Annotated in this window: 25 protein-coding genes and 2 pseudogenes; 13 read left to right on the forward strand and 14 right to left on the reverse strand. The window is 24.9% G+C overall.

All coding sequences use genetic code 4. From position 1 onward, the window contains the following. Positions 1–10 precede the first annotated feature (10 nt). Positions 11–205 carry a hypothetical protein gene (locus AACK95_RS03925; protein ID WP_338979413.1) on the reverse strand — a complete coding sequence of 65 codons (195 nt, stop codon included), beginning with the start codon at positions 203–205 and terminating at the stop codon, positions 11–13. A gap of 395 nt (positions 206–600) precedes the next feature. Between AACK95_RS03925 and AACK95_RS03930 the strand changes: the two genes are divergently transcribed. The 8 genes from AACK95_RS03930 (at position 601) to AACK95_RS03965 (ending at position 4058) form a co-directional block, all read left to right on the forward strand. Further along, positions 601–1710: an Mbov_0401 family ICE element transposase-like protein gene (locus tag AACK95_RS03930; RefSeq protein WP_338979439.1), complete on the forward strand. Its 1110-nt coding sequence runs from the start codon at positions 601–603 to the stop codon at positions 1708–1710. Positions 1711–1831: 121 nt separating this feature from the next. Next, positions 1832–1987, forward strand: coding sequence for a hypothetical protein (locus tag AACK95_RS03935; protein ID WP_338979440.1), 156 nt, complete (start codon positions 1832–1834; stop codon positions 1985–1987). Positions 1988–2188: 201 nt separating this feature from the next. Beyond that, a complete protein-coding gene (locus AACK95_RS03940; protein WP_338979441.1) occupies positions 2189–2320 on the forward strand; it encodes a hypothetical protein in 132 nt (43 codons plus the stop codon). After that, on the forward strand, positions 2320–2565 hold the full coding sequence (locus AACK95_RS03945) for a hypothetical protein (protein WP_338979442.1): 246 nt from the start codon (positions 2320–2322) through the stop codon (positions 2563–2565). The genes AACK95_RS03940 and AACK95_RS03945 overlap by 1 nt, the downstream gene beginning before the upstream one ends. 3 nt (positions 2566–2568) lie before the next feature. Continuing rightward, the gene (locus AACK95_RS03950) at positions 2569–2844 is read left to right on the forward strand and encodes a hypothetical protein (RefSeq protein WP_338979443.1); all 276 of its coding nucleotides are present in this window, start codon (positions 2569–2571) and stop codon (positions 2842–2844) included. 1 nt (position 2845) lies between these two features. Next, on the forward strand, positions 2846–3661 hold the full coding sequence (locus AACK95_RS03955; RefSeq protein WP_338979445.1) for a hypothetical protein: 816 nt from the start codon (positions 2846–2848) through the stop codon (positions 3659–3661). Between the two features lie 15 nt (positions 3662–3676). Further along, a complete protein-coding gene (locus AACK95_RS03960; RefSeq protein ID WP_338979446.1) occupies positions 3677–3835 on the forward strand; it encodes a hypothetical protein in 159 nt (52 codons plus the stop codon). Positions 3836–3869: 34 nt separating this feature from the next. After that, positions 3870–4058, forward strand: a complete 189-nt coding sequence (locus AACK95_RS03965) for a hypothetical protein (RefSeq protein WP_338979447.1) — start codon at positions 3870–3872, stop codon at positions 4056–4058. A gap of 259 nt (positions 4059–4317) precedes the next feature. Here AACK95_RS03965 and AACK95_RS03970 read toward each other — a convergent pair. Next, positions 4318–5558, reverse strand: a pseudogene (locus AACK95_RS03970) (IS256 family transposase). A gap of 92 nt (positions 5559–5650) precedes the next feature. Here AACK95_RS03970 and AACK95_RS03975 point away from each other — a divergent pair. Continuing rightward, positions 5651–5791 (forward strand): annotated as a pseudogene (locus tag AACK95_RS03975) (IS256 family transposase); the annotation flags it as partial. A 199-nt stretch (positions 5792–5990) separates the two neighbouring features. Here the strand turns inward: AACK95_RS03975 and AACK95_RS03980 are convergent. The 12 genes from AACK95_RS03980 to AACK95_RS04035 all read right to left on the reverse strand — a co-directional run bounded on the left by AACK95_RS03980 (position 5991) and on the right by AACK95_RS04035 (position 10006). After that, a complete protein-coding gene (locus AACK95_RS03980; RefSeq protein WP_338979447.1) occupies positions 5991–6179 on the reverse strand; it encodes a hypothetical protein in 189 nt (62 codons plus the stop codon). 34 nt (positions 6180–6213) lie between these two features. Further along, positions 6214–6372 carry a hypothetical protein gene (locus AACK95_RS03985; RefSeq protein ID WP_338979446.1) on the reverse strand — a complete coding sequence of 53 codons (159 nt, stop codon included), beginning with the start codon at positions 6370–6372 and terminating at the stop codon, positions 6214–6216. Positions 6373–6387: 15 nt separating this feature from the next. Beyond that, positions 6388–7203: a hypothetical protein gene (locus tag AACK95_RS03990; RefSeq protein WP_338979445.1), complete on the reverse strand. Its 816-nt coding sequence runs from the start codon at positions 7201–7203 to the stop codon at positions 6388–6390. 1 nt (position 7204) lies between these two features. Continuing rightward, the gene (locus AACK95_RS03995) at positions 7205–7480 is read right to left on the reverse strand and encodes a hypothetical protein (protein ID WP_338979443.1); all 276 of its coding nucleotides are present in this window, start codon (positions 7478–7480) and stop codon (positions 7205–7207) included. 3 nt (positions 7481–7483) lie between these two features. Continuing rightward, positions 7484–7729, reverse strand: coding sequence for a hypothetical protein (locus AACK95_RS04000; RefSeq protein WP_338979451.1), 246 nt, complete (start codon positions 7727–7729; stop codon positions 7484–7486). Beyond that, on the reverse strand, positions 7729–7860 hold the full coding sequence (locus AACK95_RS04005; protein WP_338979441.1) for a hypothetical protein: 132 nt from the start codon (positions 7858–7860) through the stop codon (positions 7729–7731). Before AACK95_RS04005 ends, AACK95_RS04000 begins: the two co-directional genes overlap by 1 nt. 201 nt (positions 7861–8061) lie before the next feature. Next, on the reverse strand, positions 8062–8217 hold the full coding sequence (locus tag AACK95_RS04010) for a hypothetical protein (protein WP_338979440.1): 156 nt from the start codon (positions 8215–8217) through the stop codon (positions 8062–8064). Further along, positions 8217–8378 (reverse strand): hypothetical protein, encoded by a 162-nt coding sequence (locus tag AACK95_RS04015; RefSeq protein WP_338979453.1) that lies wholly within the window; start codon positions 8376–8378, stop codon positions 8217–8219. Before AACK95_RS04015 ends, AACK95_RS04010 begins: the two co-directional genes overlap by 1 nt. 3 nt (positions 8379–8381) lie before the next feature. Beyond that, entirely contained in the window at positions 8382–8675 is a 294-nt protein-coding gene (locus tag AACK95_RS04020) for a hypothetical protein (protein ID WP_338979454.1), read from the reverse strand. A gap of 2 nt (positions 8676–8677) precedes the next feature. Further along, the gene (locus AACK95_RS04025; RefSeq protein WP_338979456.1) at positions 8678–9142 is read right to left on the reverse strand and encodes a hypothetical protein; all 465 of its coding nucleotides are present in this window, start codon (positions 9140–9142) and stop codon (positions 8678–8680) included. Positions 9143–9150: 8 nt separating this feature from the next. Next, positions 9151–9354, reverse strand: a complete 204-nt coding sequence (locus AACK95_RS04030; RefSeq protein WP_281748672.1) for a hypothetical protein — start codon at positions 9352–9354, stop codon at positions 9151–9153. A 496-nt stretch (positions 9355–9850) separates the two neighbouring features. Next, positions 9851–10006, reverse strand: coding sequence for a hypothetical protein (locus AACK95_RS04035; RefSeq protein ID WP_338979457.1), 156 nt, complete (start codon positions 10004–10006; stop codon positions 9851–9853). Between the two features lie 1392 nt (positions 10007–11398). On the opposite strand from AACK95_RS04035, the gene AACK95_RS04040 reads away from it, so the two are divergent. The 4 genes from AACK95_RS04040 to lpdA are packed head-to-tail and all read left to right on the forward strand — an operon-like array spanning position 11399 to position 16444. Further along, entirely contained in the window at positions 11399–12556 is a 1158-nt protein-coding gene (locus AACK95_RS04040; protein ID WP_338979458.1) for a thiamine pyrophosphate-dependent enzyme, read from the forward strand. Positions 12557–12558: 2 nt separating this feature from the next. Then, a complete protein-coding gene (locus AACK95_RS04045; protein ID WP_338979459.1) occupies positions 12559–13599 on the forward strand; it encodes an alpha-ketoacid dehydrogenase subunit beta in 1041 nt (346 codons plus the stop codon). 30 nt (positions 13600–13629) lie between these two features. Continuing rightward, a complete protein-coding gene (locus AACK95_RS04050; protein ID WP_338979461.1) occupies positions 13630–14931 on the forward strand; it encodes a dihydrolipoamide acetyltransferase family protein in 1302 nt (433 codons plus the stop codon). 16 nt (positions 14932–14947) lie between these two features. After that, on the forward strand, positions 14948–16444 hold the full coding sequence (lpdA, locus tag AACK95_RS04055) for a dihydrolipoyl dehydrogenase (RefSeq protein ID WP_338979462.1): 1497 nt from the start codon (positions 14948–14950) through the stop codon (positions 16442–16444). The last annotated feature ends 10 nt before the right edge of the window (positions 16445–16454 follow it).

Below are 16454 nucleotides of genomic sequence, written 5' to 3' on the forward strand. Positions count from 1 at the left end.
TTCCTATATTTTATTTGTTAAAATACCCATCAGGATAAATACCATCTCATTTTATATCATTATTATGTTTTACTGTATCAAAATATAAACGTATTTTATGTTCTCCACCTATATTTTCTTCTCATATTGTTGAACTACCAAAAACAATTTGTTTATTGTGGTCTAAATAATGTTTAACATTAGTACCTACATTATGGGTAAGCACCCCCCCATGATTAATCCTATTGTTCCAGTTGTAGCACCAGTTAGTGCTAATGCTAATGTTATTTTACTTAAATTTGTTTTTATTCATGTTTTCATCTTAAATTACTCCTTTTTTCCTTGATTTTACTTATAAATTGTACTATTTTTGATTATTTTTACAAGTATGCTTTTAAATGCAAAATAACGCCTAAATTAAAGGCATTTATTTTATGAGACCTATACTATTAATTATATTGAAATTGTTTATTATATTTTAAATATGAAAGCATTTTTTAAAATAATTTTGATTTTATTTAAAATTACACTTATATATTTATATAATAATTAAGTAAATTAATTTTTAAAATATATTTACAATAAATTTAGAATTTTTTAAAATAGTTAGGAGAAGTAAATGTGAATTTTAATTATAAATGAAATTTTAGAGAACAAAGTGCAAAAATTGATAAATTAGTTTTAGAACATATAACAAAAAAATGAGAAAAATGAGATTGAAGAATAAAAAATACAAGAGATAAAAAGAAATATAAAATTGTTGATTATCAATATCGAACAAGAAAAATAATGTATGGATTAGTAACTTATAAAAGAAGAATTTATGAATATTTTGATGAAAAATTACAAAAATGAGTTCGTGTTTGTTTAGTTGATGAATGACTAGAATTACCTAAATATAAAAGAATTGGTGAAGATGTTGAACAAACTATTATTGAATATTTTGCTGATGGAAAAAGATATCATGATATTTGTGCTATTTGTAAAAAAGCAGGTATTAGTGTTAGTACTGTTCATAGAGTTTTTAAAAATTTAGAAGTAATTGAAGCAAATCCAGTAAAAGTAAAATTAGAAAAAAATCAACCTATTTTTGTAGCAATTGATGATGGATATCGAAAGTTTTGAGATTTTAAACGTAAAGGTATAAAACACTCTATGAGATTAATAACAACATATACAGATAATATTAATCATAAAGTACAAAATAAAAGAGTAAAGGCAATTATAAGACCAACAAAAACAGCAATTGGCGTTAAAAAAACTGCTGAATTTGTTAAAGAACATTGTCAAAAATTTTATGAAAACATTGAACAAGCAAAAATTATTATTTGTGGTGATAGTGCAGGATGAATTAAAGAAGTTGCTGATTATTTAGGTGCACAGTTTGTTTTAGATAAATTCCATTTAATTAGAACATTATATCTTGGAATAATGGCGGGAAATAAAGGAAAATATTTAAAAGAATATAATTACTGTAAAAATTTAATTAATAATGGTCAATATGAACAATTAATTGATTATTTATATAAAGAATTAGATAATCATAAAAAATTAAAGAAAAAATATTTTAAAAATAATAAACAAGGTATTGAAAATCAAGGTGCAAAATGAAATATTGGTTGCTTTACTGAAACTAATATTTGACATGTTTTAAAAGAAATGCTTGGTAATAGAACTTATAATATTTCAATTTATATTAAAATGGTTATTTTTAAATGTAATAAATATTAATAACAATTATAACACTAATAATATTTTTAATATTTATTATTAAAGAATTAAAAAATGAATATAAAGTATTAAAAATATTAAGTGAAATTGCTAATCAAACTGAAAATAAGGAGAATAAATAATGAATAAAGAAAAATTAATTAAATATTTAATTAATAATAGAGCAAATGCTTATAATGGACAACAATTTTTATTATCTTCAAATAAAGACCCAAATATAAAAGGTATTGATGAATTAATTAAAAGAATTAAAAATCGTGAATTTGATAATGAATAAATTAAAGTTAAATTCTTTTGAGAAGTGAATAGAAGCAAATACTAAATTGTATTGAGATGAAAAAGAAGAAACATTTAAAAATAATGATAATAAAAATTAAAAAGAATAATAAATGTGGTTATGGTAGAGTTTATGCCCATAAATGTAGCAACTTATGTAAACAAAAACAAAATAAAAGAGTTAGAAAAGAAAGGTTAAATTATGAATAAAGAAAAATTAATTTATTATCTTGATAATGAATTTATGGAATTACTTAAAGATGATATTAGTAATTGAAAACTTAAATTAATAATGAAATTACAAGAAAAGATTCAAAATGGAGAATTTGACTAATGATAATATTACCAACTTTGTTTGAAAATAAAGATGAAATTGAAATATTATCACCATTTCCAAAAGCAATTCATACAAGTAATGATATTAGAGCAATTATTTTAAGATTATACCCAAATGTTAAATCAAAACACATAATTGTTTCTGACCCAGAAAGTAATGTTGCATTAATAGTTGGTGATAATGATGTTTATCAAGAATGAATTAAAGTAACAGTTAAAAAATTAGAAATTAAAGGAGAATAAATAATGATTAGTGAAAAACATATATGTGCTAGTCATAAACCTAATAAATGTATAGTAGCAAATTATCAATATCAATTAGAACAATTTTGATTAACTTATTTAAATGAAATATATAACCAAGGAATTAAAGATTACTTTAATGAAAAAATAAAGGAGAATAAAATGGATTATAAAGAAAAAATTAAAATTAGAATTCATGAATTTGAATTATATGATTATCAAGTAAATACTTTATTAGATATTGTAAGAGAAATGTTAAAAGCAAATAAAGGAGATTAAAATGCCAAGTATAGAAAATACACAATCAAATTATACTTTAACTAAATTAATTAGAACTGGTATAAGTCCAATTTGTGCAATGATTGGTACAAGTGCTTATTATGGTCAAGTAATTGTAAATCCAGTATTAGGTTCAATTAATAGTTTATTATTTGGTAAAAAATTAGGTTTAGATATATGAAATTTAAATCAAAGACCAAATACTAAAACTAAATTAATTAATAGTTCTAAAAAAATTATTTTAGGTTTAGGAACAATTGGTTTAGCAAATTATAGTAAATGAACAGAAAATAATATTAATCCTATTATTCCAACAACACCAACTCCAATAACTACTACAACTACAACAGAAGGTCCTCCATGATTACTATTAAATAAACAAGAAAATCAGTCATTAATGGATTGAGATACATATATTAGTTTAAATGCTTATGGTATATCAAATCTTATTAGTGGATTAACTGAGTTAATACCTAATAAATTTGAAGCAATAAGAAAAATTTGTAATATGGCAACTGGTGGATATTTAATTTCAAGTGGTGTTGCAATAGGTATTAATAATGATTTTAATAATGCTTATGCAGTACCTACCATAGTTGCTGGTGCAAGTGAAATTATCCATAATTTACTTCCAATAGAAACAAATCATAATAGAGAAATGCAAGAAACTTCATTTACAAATGAAACTGCAAGATTAATAAATGATAATAGATTTACTATTAATAGTGAAACAAGTAGTCAATATGGCGCTAATATGAGTGATGTAATTTTAGATAATGCTTCATTAAATTGAGATTATAATCATATGAGTTTATAAAGGAGGTGAAAAGCAATGAATAAAGAAAAAATTATTGAATATTATAACAACGAATTAAAAACATATAAAGAAAGAATGGAACAATTAAATAAAGAAATATCTTTATTAGTAATTATTATCAGTAATTCACAGTCAATGATTGAAAGAATTAATGGTGGTCAATTTGATGAATAATTAAAAAATAAATAATTGAAAGGAAAATATTCAAATGCAAGAAATTTTAAAAGCACTTGAAACAATTGGAATAAGCACTGGTATATTAATTTGCAGAGAAATTATTGTTTTATTAAAAAGATTTATTACAACTCCAAAACATGTTAGAGCAAATAACAAAATTATCAAACATCAAAAAAAATTAGCAAAATTAAATGAAAAAATTAATAAAGGAGAAAAATAATATGACAAAAATTGAATTTAATAAAAAATATAGAAAACAAGATATCAGTATGAGGCTTTTTAATAATCTGTGTATCTTTGTTTTGCAAAGTACTAGTTCAAATTAATTCTATCTTCAAATTTTATCATAAAATGAGCAATTGCTGTATTTCAATTTTGGAGGTTTTTTAATAATCTGTGTATCTTTGTTTTGCAAAGTACTAGTTCAGATTAATTCTGGAGGCTTTTTAGTAATCTGTGTTTCTTTGTTTTGCAAAGTACTAGTTCAGATTAATTCTGTCTTCAAATTTTATCATAAAATGAGCAATTGCTGTATTTCAATTTTGAATGGGCATTGTTCATTTTTTTGTTATATTTTCAATTGCTAAATAAAATATTTTGAAAACTGCCATATCATTTGGAAAAACTTTTTTATTTCTGATGACTTTTCGTAATTGACTATTAACAGATTCAATAGAATTTGTAGTATAAATCACTCTTTTGATTTCTGGAGGATAACTAATAAAAATCATTAAATTATCTCAATTTTTATATCAAGATTTAGCAATTTGAGGATAGTGTTTATTTCATTTACTTTCAAATGATTCTAAAGCTTGCATTGCTTGTTCTTCACTACATGCATTATAAATTGGCTTTAAATCTGTAACTAGTGATTTTCGATGTTTGTATGAAACATATTTTAAACTATTTCTGATTTGATGAACTATACATAATTGATGTTCAGTTTTAGGATAAACTGATTGTATTGCTTCTGACATGCCTGTTAAGTTGTCACTACAAGCAATAAGAATATCATTTAAGCCACGATTTTTCATTTCTGTGAAATTTGCTAATCAAAATTTAGCGCCTTCATTTTCACTAATTCATAAACCTAAAACATCTTTTTTACCTTCTAAATCAACACCTAAAGCTATATAAACTGATTTGTTAATAATGCGTTTATCTTGTCGTACTTTAACTACTATACAATCAAAATAAACAATGGGATAAATGCCTTCTAATGGTCTATTTTGTCATGCTTTGACATCATCAATCACATCATCAGTAATTTGTGACTAATAACACTTTCACTAATATCAGCACCATGATATAACTCTTGTAACTGCATTCTAATATCTGATAATGTCATACCTTTTGCATATAAGGAAAGAACTTGTTGATCAAAACCATCAAATCTTCTCTGTCTTTTTGGCACTATTACAGGAGTAAAATTACTATTACGATCTCGTGGTACATCAATCTCAATTTTACCTTGTTGAGTTATTAATTTTTTTGAACTTATACCATTACGAGCATTGTCACTATTACTATGTTGATTTTTTTCATATCCTAAATAATTTTGCATCTCAGAATTCAACATTTTTTCAACTAAACGTTTTGTTAATTCTTTATATAAACCCCCTTCTTTAAAAACTGTTGTTAAATCTTCAGTATTTTCTAATAATAAATCTACTGCTTTTGATATTGGATCATTATTATTAAAGTTATCTTTTTTAGCCATCTGTAACTCACTCTTTCTAGTCATTTAATTATATTTACTAGAATTAATTAAACATAGTTATTTTTGTAAGTTACACAGATTACTAAACATTACCAAATGATATGGCAGTTTTCAAAATATTTTACTTAGCAATTGAAAATATAACAAAAAAATGAACAATGCCCATTCAAAATTGAAATACAGCAATTGCTCATTTTATGATAAAATTTGAAGACAGAATTAATCTGAACTAGTACTTTGCAAAACAAAGATACACAGATTATTAAAAAACCTCCAAAATTGAAATACAGCAATTGCTCATTTTATGATAAAATTTGAAGATAGAATTAATTTGAACTAGTACTTTGCAAAACAAAGATACACAGATTATTAAAAAGCCTCATACTGATATCTTGTTTTCTATATTTTTTATTAAATTCAATTTTTGTCATATTATTTTTCTCCTTTATTAATTTTTTCATTTAATTTTGCTAATTTTTTTTGATGTTTGATAATTTTGTTATTTGCTCTAACATGTTTTGGAGTTGTAATAAATCTTTTTAATAAAACAATAATTTCTCTGCAAATTAATATACCAGTGCTTATTCCAATTGTTTCAAGTGCTTTTAAAATTTCTTGCATTTGAATATTTTCCTTTCAATTATTTATTTTTTAATTATTCATCAAATTGACCACCATTAATTCTTTCAATCATTGACTGTGAATTACTGATAATAATTACTAATAAAGATATTTCTTTATTTAATTGTTCCATTCTTTCTTTATATGTTTTTAATTCGTTGTTATAATATTCAATAATTTTTTCTTTATTCATTGCTTTTCACCTCCTTTATAAACTCATATGATTATAATCTCAATTTAATGAAGCATTATCTAAAATTACATCACTCATATTAGCGCCATATTGACTACTTGTTTCACTATTAATAGTAAATCTATTATCATTTATTAATCTTGCAGTTTCATTTGTAAATGAAGTTTCTTGCATTTCTCTATTATGATTTGTTTCTATTGGAAGTAAATTATGGATAATTTCACTTGCACCAGCAACTATGGTAGGTACTGCATAAGCATTATTAAAATCATTATTAATACCTATTGCAACACCACTTGAAATTAAATATCCACCAGTTGCCATATTACAAATTTTTCTTATTGCTTCAAATTTATTAGGTATTAACTCAGTTAATCCACTAATAAGATTTGATATACCATAAGCATTTAAACTAATATATGTATCTCAATCCATTAATGACTGATTTTCTTGTTTATTTAATAGTAATCATGGAGGACCTTCTGTTGTAGTTGTAGTAGTTATTGGAGTTGGTGTTGTTGGAATAATAGGATTAATATTATTTTCTGTTCATTTACTATAATTTGCTAAACCAATTGTTCCTAAACCTAAAATAATTTTTTTAGAACTATTAATTAATTTAGTTTTAGTATTTGGTCTTTGATTTAAATTTCATATATCTAAACCTAATTTTTTACCAAATAATAAACTATTAATTGAACCTAATACTGGATTTACAATTACTTGACCATAATAAGCACTTGTACCAATCATTGCACAAATTGGACTTATACCAGTTCTAATTAATTTAGTTAAAGTATAATTTGATTGTGTATTTTCTATACTTGGCATTTTAATCTCCTTTATTTGCTTTTAACATTTCTCTTACAATATCTAATAAAGTATTTACTTGATAATCATATAATTCAAATTCATGAATTCTAATTTTAATTTTTTCTTTATAATCCATTTTATTCTCCTTTATTTTTTCATTAAAGTAATCTTTAATTCCTTGGTTATATATTTCATTTAAATAAGTTAATCAAAATTGTTCTAATTGATATTGATAATTTGCTACTATACATTTATTAGGTTTATGACTAGCACATATATGTTTTTCACTAATCATTATTTATTCTCCTTTAATTTCTAATTTTTTAACTGTTACTTTAATTCATCCTTGATAAACATCATTATCACCAACTATTAATGCAACATTACTTTCTGGGTCAGAAACAATTATGTGTTTTGATTTAACATTTGGGTATAATCTTAAAATAATTGCTCTAATATCATTACTTGTATGAATTGCTTTTGGAAATGGTGATAATATTTCAATTTCATCTTTATTTTCAAACAAAGTTGGTAATATTATCATTAGTCAAATTCTCCATTTTGAATCTTTTCTTGTAATTTCATTATTAATTTAAGTTTTCAATTACTAATATCATCTTTAAGTAATTCCATAAATTCATTATCAAGATAATAAATTAATTTTTCTTTATTCATAATTTAACCTTTCTTTTCTAACTCTTTTATTTTGTTTTTGTTTACATAAGTTGCTACATTTATGGGCATAAACTCTACCATAACCACATTTATTATTCTTTTTAATTTTTATTATCATTATTTTTAAATGTTTCTTCTTTTTCATCTCAATACAATTTAGTATTTGCTTCTATTCACTTCTCAAAAGAATTTAACTTTAATTTATTCATTATCAAATTCACGATTTTTAATTCTTTTAATTAATTCATCAATACCTTTTATATTTGGGTCTTTATTTGAAGATAATAAAAATTGTTGTCCATTATAAGCATTTGCTCTATTATTAATTAAATATTTAATTAATTTTTCTTTATTCATTATTTATTCTCCTTATTTTCAGTTTGATTAGCAATTTCACTTAATATTTTTAATACTTTATATTCATTTTTTAATTCTTTAATAATAAATATTAAAAATATTATTAGTGTTATAATTGTTATTAATATTGGTACTATTAATAAAATTTTTCATAATATCATTTTTTACTCTTTTCATTTTTTAAATCATTTAACATTAATTGAACAAAATGCACGATTTTTAGGAATGTTTAAAGTATTAAAGATTTCACCAGTTACTATAATTTCATCATTTTTATTTAATAAAATACATCGTCTATAAAATTTTGGGTTGTTAAAAATTAAAGTAACATAGTTTAAACCATTTCACTGACCTCGAACACTATAATATAATTCTTTATTACCTTTTTCGTAATGTTTTGCTTCAATAGTATTACTAAGTTTTACTGTTAATTTGACATAATTTGCTTTATCTTTCATGTTTATAATTTCCTTAAATAATTATCAAAAATTAATATTTTTTTATGATTTTTTAAATAATATTGAATATGCTTATATGCATCTTGTTCATGTTTTGTAAATTTTATATTTCCTTTATAATCTTCTATTTTACTTTTATTTTTTGGGTGGTTTTCTAGATAATCTCAGTTGAAAACATCTTGTACTAATACCATTAATGCACCAATAATTTTAGGTGTTGCTAATGGATTAGTTAATAATTGTTTTGAACTTAAAAAGAAATTTTCTACAATAACTAATATTTTTTTATCAATAAATTTTTCTTTAATTAATTGAAATTTTTCTTTATACATATTTTTAGTTCATAAAACAGTTAATGTATTAAATGTTTCATTAAAAACAATATTATTAGTTTCATTTGAATATATAACAATTCCATTATTACCAATACCAGCAGGGTCAATTCCAATAATTAAGTCATATTGCATTAATTAAGTTAACCTCTAATAACTGTTTTAATAATTTCTAAATCACAATTACATCAACAATATTTACATTCTTCAATAAATTCTTTATGACCACAAACTAAATTATCTTTTTTTAAATCATCAATCAGTTTAATTAGTCCTATTTTAAATTCAATATCATCACTGTCTGGTATGCAAATCGTTCCTCTTTTAGTTAAATATTCTTTATCCATATTTATACCTCCTACTTAACCTAATATTTAAAATACAGTCATAACAAATTGCTTTACTATTTTTATCTCTTAAAAAATATTTTCTTGTTTTAATATCATTAGTATTAAAGAATAAATAATCTAATTTATTTTGTTTACATGTTCAACAAAAATACTTTTTCATTATGAGTTGAAATTTCTTTATAAGAAGTAACTATATAATTAATTGGTAAATCATCATGTTTATATGGATTATTTATTTTAAAACCTTTTCTGTTTTCTTCTCACGTAATGTTATATTTAAAACAAGGATTAGTAATTTTAGTTTTATTATCTGTTATTTCACCAATAAATCAACTATTATGCTGTTCATAAAACGTTAATGGTTCAAGTTTTATATCATTAAGATAATATTCTTTTGGAGCGGTTGGTTTATTAACAGCTATTTTTTGGTCTTTAATATATGGTTCTAATAATTTTATTAATTCATTACCACTTAATTCTCTTTTAATATTTTCTAAATTAAAAACTCAATATTGTAACTATTATCAATAATAAAACAATTATTTTTAATCATTCATTTTGGAAGCGATAATTTATATTCAACATAATCAATAAGAATAGATTGTGGTTTATCTTTAACAATTTGTTCTTTTTTAAATTCTATTTGCATAATAATCCTTTCCTAATATGTTCTGTTGCTTCTAGCATAAAGAACATATATTTTGATTTTTAGATTATTAATAATACTACTATTCGTTTTATTCATTCCAGCAATTCTGGGCTCAAAAATAAATTGTGAAATTTTAAAAAGAAATCGAGGCATTCGATTCAATATTTATTTAATTTATGTTTAATAAATTAATATTTTAATTGAATCGGCACCGCTCAATTTTTTTTACAAGTTTGAAATTTATTTTCTCGCCCAAAAAATTTTTCAAAAAAAATAAAAAATAAAACCAACGCTTGCTCACTGGGGAGTGGCAAGGTTGGTTAAATAAAGAATAGAATTAATACAATAGGTCCCTACAACAGGTCTATATATACTAGTTTCCAATTCGCTCCCACCCCAAGAATTACCATTAATGGTTAGTATATTTTATTAGGTATCACTCCACTTTTTATTTATCCATGCAAGTCCACATTTTTTAGCCACTATTTTTAACAACTGTGTTGTGGTTCACTGTTTTAATTCTCTAACACGTGTTGATGATAGTGTTAAAGAAGATTATTAATTATTAACTTTCTCCCACTTGGTCACTGCGTGTAGTAGATATTTAAAGGGTGTTAATAATAAAAATTTTAAAATTTTACAATTACAAAAAAAGACAAGATTATTTCTTGTCTTTTTCCTTTGATAATAATTTTTTAAATGTATATTTTTTAAAATACGTCGAATATAAATTTAAGGGTAAAAGAGAATTTAATTTGTCTATCATCATTTTAAAATGGTAATTTTGAAAAGAATTTATTTATCTAGTAATTCATCTTCCTACTTTTTTGGGAACCTCCCAAATTTGCCAATCCATATTCACCTTGACAAAGAGGTACTAATGAAAATACTAATGGTTTAATTAGAGAAAAATTTCCTAAAAAATTTATTTTTTCAAAAACTAATAAAAATGAAGTTCATAAATTTATATTGTCTTTAAATCAAAGACCGAGAAAAATATTAAATTATCTTTCACCAATCGAATATTTGGATAGAAAAATAATTTAGTTGCACTTACCTTTACAATTTAGCGATTATAAATTTTATTATAAAGTCCTAATTTTATTAGGACTTTATGTTGTAAAAAATAAATAAACAATGATATTATGATTTAAATTATTTTTTCTGTTTTGTTTATTGTTAGAATATATTTTTCATTTTTACATGATAATAGGAAATAAAAAAAATAGTATATTAATAAAACCGGAGATAAATTAATATTTTAGTACAAATTATCTTGAACCAACAATTATTAGTAGTATAATAAAAAGGTATGTTCATTCATTATTTTAAAAATTAGTATAATTAAAAGTGTAACTGCAATTAACTAAAATATTTAGGAGGAAAATTTAAATGTGAGTTGAGAAATTTGATAATCCCCAAAAAGAAATTTTTCAAATATTAAATGAAAAAGGAGTAATTAATCCTAATTTTGTTGATTATTTAAAAAAATTTGATAGTAAGGTTTTATTAAAAGCATATGAAAACATGTGTTTTTCACGAATACAAGAACAAATGCAAATGGAATTAAACTATGAAAAAGATGAAAAAGGACAAGTTAAATTAGTAAATGGAATTCCAAAAGTAATCGGAAAAGTTATTAACTTTTTATCTTCAAAAGGTCAAGAAGGTGTTGAAGTTGCTTATGCTAGTTGCTTACGACCAGGTATTGATTGATTAGTACCGGCTTATCGTAATAATGCAGCATGAATTACTGCTGGATATCCAGTTGAAAAAGTAATTCAATATTGATTAGGAAATGAAATGGGAAGTCAAATGCCGAAAGGTGTTAATATTTTACCAGTTAATATTCCAATTGCTACTCAATATTCACATGCAACAGGTATTGCTTTTGCTGAAAAATATAAAAAAGATAAAGGAATTGTTATTACTACGATTGGTGATGGTGGTACTTCTGAAGGTGAGTTTTCTGAAGCAATTAATTTTGCTGCTATCCATAAATTAGCTGTTGTTTTCTTTGTTGAAAATAATCAGTGATCATTAGATACACCAACTGCTAAAGCAACAATGAGTCCAACTTTTGCACAAAAAGGAACAGCATTTGGTGTACCTAATATTCGTGTTGATGGTAATGATTTTTTTGCTGTTTATTATGCTACACAAGAAGCAATTGAAAGAGCAAAAAAAGGTAATGGTCCTTCATTAATTGAAGCTGTTACTTATCGTCAAAATGCGCATTCTGCTTTTGATATTAAAAAAGATTATTTTTCTGCTGAAGATTATAAAATTGAACAAGAATGATTAAAAAAAGATCCAATCAATCGTATTAGAGAATATTTAAAATCAATTAAACTTTGAGATGACAACAAACAAGCAGAATTAGATAAACAAATTACTAAAAAGGTTAATGATGCAATTACTTGAGCATTAAAAAATGAAAGTGTTTCAATTGATGAAATATTTGATTATACATATGAAAAATTAACACCACAATTAATAGAACAAAAAGCAGAAGCAAAAGCTTTCTTCAATGAAGGAGAGAAAAAATAATTATGAAAAGAAATAATGTGCAAGCTATTACTTTAGCCTTAGAATTAGCAATGAAAAAAAATCCTAATGTTGTTGTTTATGGTGAAGATGCCGGTAATGTTGGTGGTGTTTTTCGAGCAACTAAAGGTTTACAAGCAAAATTTGGCGTTAATCGTTGTTTTGATGCACCAATTGCTGAAGCAGTTATTGCTGGTAGTGCCGTTGGAATGGCAATTAATGGTTTAAATCCAATTATTGAAATGCAATTTTCAGGATTTGCTTTCCCTGCTTTTCAACAATTGTTATGTCATACTGCACGAATGAGAAATCGTTCTCGTGGTAGATTCACTTGTCCAATGGTAGTACGTATGCCTTCATATGATTGAAATAATGGTAATAATGGTGCTTTGGAGCATCATTCAGAAGCAATTGAAGCTTTATTTTGTCATATTCCAGGTTTAAAAGTAGTTATGACTTCAAAACCTAATGATACTAAAAAATTATTATTGGCAGCAATTGAAAGTCCAGATCCTGTTATTGTTTTAGAATGTTTAGGAACTTATTTCAATAGTTATACTAGCAATAATTATACATATGATGTTAGAGAAGAAGTTAGTGATGCTTATGAAGTGGCTGTTCTTGGTAAAGCTAAAGTTCTTAAAGAATATAAGGCTGAAGAAAAACCTGATTTAACGATTGTAACTTATGGTTCAAAAGTTTATGATTGTGAAGCTGCTGTTAAAATTTTAGAAGAAAAAGAAAATTTTAAAATTGAATTAATTGATTTACAAACATTACAACCATGAGATGAAGAAACAGTTGTTAATTCTGTTAAAAAAACAGGAAGATTATTAGTTGTTTCAGAAGCAGTTCGTTCATTTTCAGTTGCCTCAGAAATTATTACCGTTGTTAATGAAAAGTGTTTTGAATATTTAGAATGTCCTCCAACAAGATTAACGGGTTATGATATTACTGTTCCACTGTCTAAAGGTGAAAAATGATTTATAATTAGTCCAGATAAAATTATGGAAAAAGTTAAACTAATGATGAATTATCCAGTTTAGTTAGTTGTTTAAAGAAAGGAAAGTGAAAAGATGGAATTGAAGTTTAAAGATATGGATGGAATAGATGAAGTTACTGTAACTCAAATTCATGTTAAAGTTGGAGATAATGTAAAAAAAGGTGATAATGTTGTTGATATCGAAGCAGATAAAGCTTCAGATAGTATTAAAGCCGAAGCAGATGGTAAAGTTTCTAAGATTCTTGTTAAAGAAGGAGATAGTATTAAGTCAGGTGCTGTTATTGTTGAGTTTGGTGGGACGATTAGTGATAATAAAAGTCCTTCATCAACAAATTCTTCACCAAAATCTGAATCAGTTGCTAGTACATCTACAGTATCACCAGTTGAATTACCAAAACAAAATGTGCAACCTATTCAACAAACGGGTAAAGTATTAGCAACACCATTAGCACGTAGAATGGCTCGTGACTTAGGTGTTGATATGGGAACAATTAAAGGAACTGGTCCTCGTGGTAGAATTTTAAAAGATGATTTATTAAATGCCAAGAATGGTGGTACAACAACTAGTGCTACTGCATCAACAACACCTATTAATTCAATATCTTCAGTTTCTGCTACAACTATTAGTTCACAAGGTATTAATGTTACTAAAATCGAAAGTTTTGGTAATGTTGAACATTTACCATTATCAGGAATTCGTAAGGCTGTTGCTAATCAAATGTCATTATCAGTTTATACAGCACCACATGTTAGTTTAATGATTAATGTTGATGCTGAAAACTTAGTACAATTACGTGCAACTTTAAAAGAACCAGCGGAAAAAGATCCAGATGGTAGTGCTAAATTAACATTTATGCCATTCTTTGTAAAGGCTGTTACTAAAGCGTTAAAAGAAGAACGATTTAAATTACTTAATTCAACTTTGAACATGGCTAATAATGAAATTCTTGTTAAAAAATATTATAACATTGGTATGGCAGCTGATACTGAAAAGGGTTTAGTAGTTCCTGTTATTAAAAATGCTGATCAACTTTCATTATTTGAAATAGCAAGACAAGTTAATTCATTGGGTGATAAAGCTCGTAAGGGGCTATTAAAAGGTGATGAAATGCAAGGTGGATCATTTACTATTACTAATTTTGGTTCAGCAGGAATTGAAATGGGAACACCAGTTATTAATTATCCAGAAGTAGCAATTTTGGGTCTAGGAATGATGCAAAAAAAACTAATTATTGCTGATGGTAAAATTGTTGAACATAAGTTCTTTCCATTATCACTTTCAATTGATCATCGTGTTATTGATGGTGCACCTGCTGGTTATTTCCTTTCTCGACTTAAAGAGTTATTAGAAAATCCAACATTAATTTTAGCTTAAGGAGAAAATGTAAAAGATGTCTAACTATGATTTTGATTTAATAATTATCGGGGCAGGTCCTGGTGGTTATGTAACAGCGGCTCGAGCAGCAAAGATGGGTTTAAAAACTGCAATTGTTGAAAAAGATAACTGAGGTGGAGTCTGTTTAAATGTTGGATGTATTCCTACTAAGACGTTACTAAAGGGCGCAAAAGTTTTTCATTATATTGAAAATGCTGATAAATATGGTGTTGCTATTAAAGATAAAAAAAATATTGAAATTAATTGAAAAGTAATGCAAGATCGTAAAGCTGGTGTTGTTCAAGGTTTAACTGGTGGTGTTGGCTTTTTAATGAAATCTAATAAAGTTGAACAATTATTAGGGACTGGAAGTACTATTGATAAAAATACGATTTTAATGAAAGCTAAAGACGGTAAAGAAAAGAAATATACTACTAAATATATGATAATTGCTACTGGTTCAAAAGTAAAAATGTTTGATAATCCTAATGGTCCACAAGGTTTAAGTGAAAAAGATTTAAAAACAAACCAAACATTATTAACTTCGACTGAACTTCTTTCTTTAAAAGAAGTTCCAAAAACACTAACTATTATTGGTGGTGGTGTTATTGGAATTGAGTTTGCTTGTTTATTTAGTACACTTGGTACTAAAGTTACTATTATTGAATATTTAGATCGTATTTTAGCATTACTAGATGAAGATATTAGTACAACTTTAACTAAAATTCTTGAAAAAAATGGTGTTAATATTATTACTGGTCATAGTGTTAATGAATTAAAGGATAAAACTTTAACTTATTATGCTGCAACCGATAAAGAACATAAAAAACCATTAACAGTAACTAGCGACTATTGTTTATTAAGTACTGGAAGAACGCCAATTACTGAAGGTTTTACTAATTTGGGAATTCAAATTAAACCCAATCAAGCATTTGCCGTAAATAATAAATTGGAAGCTTTAGATGCTAACAATAATGTTATTGATAATATATATGTAATTGGAGATGCTAATGGTCAAAGAATGCTTGCTCACGTTGCGTCAACACAAGGATTAGCAGCACTTAATAATATTTTAGTTAAAGAAGGTAGAACGGATGCTGATAATCAGCCATTGAAAGAGCAAGAAGTAGATTATAATAAAATGCCTAGTTGTATTTATTCATTCCCTGAAGTGGCAAGTGTTGGTTTAACTGAAACTGAATGTAAATCTTTAGGTAAAGAATATTTGATGAAGAAAATACCATTTACTATTAATGGTAAGGCATTGGCTGATGGTGAGACTGATGGTTTTGTTAAAATAATTATTGATAAAAAATATGGAGAAATCCTAGGTGCTCATATTTTATGTTCAACGGCTACTGATATAATTGCTGAAATTATTAATATTATGCAAACGGAAGGTACTATTGTTGAATTAGCCTCTTCTTGTCATCCACATCCAACAATGTCAGAAGTAGTTATGGATGTTGCACAAGATTTAGAATTAGAATGATACAAAGTTAATAAAAAATAGAAAATAATAA

It is taken from the genome of Spiroplasma endosymbiont of Lasioglossum malachurum (genome assembly GCF_964020065.1).
GTDB lineage: Bacteria > Bacillota_I > Bacilli_A > Mycoplasmatales > VBWQ01 > Spiroplasma_E.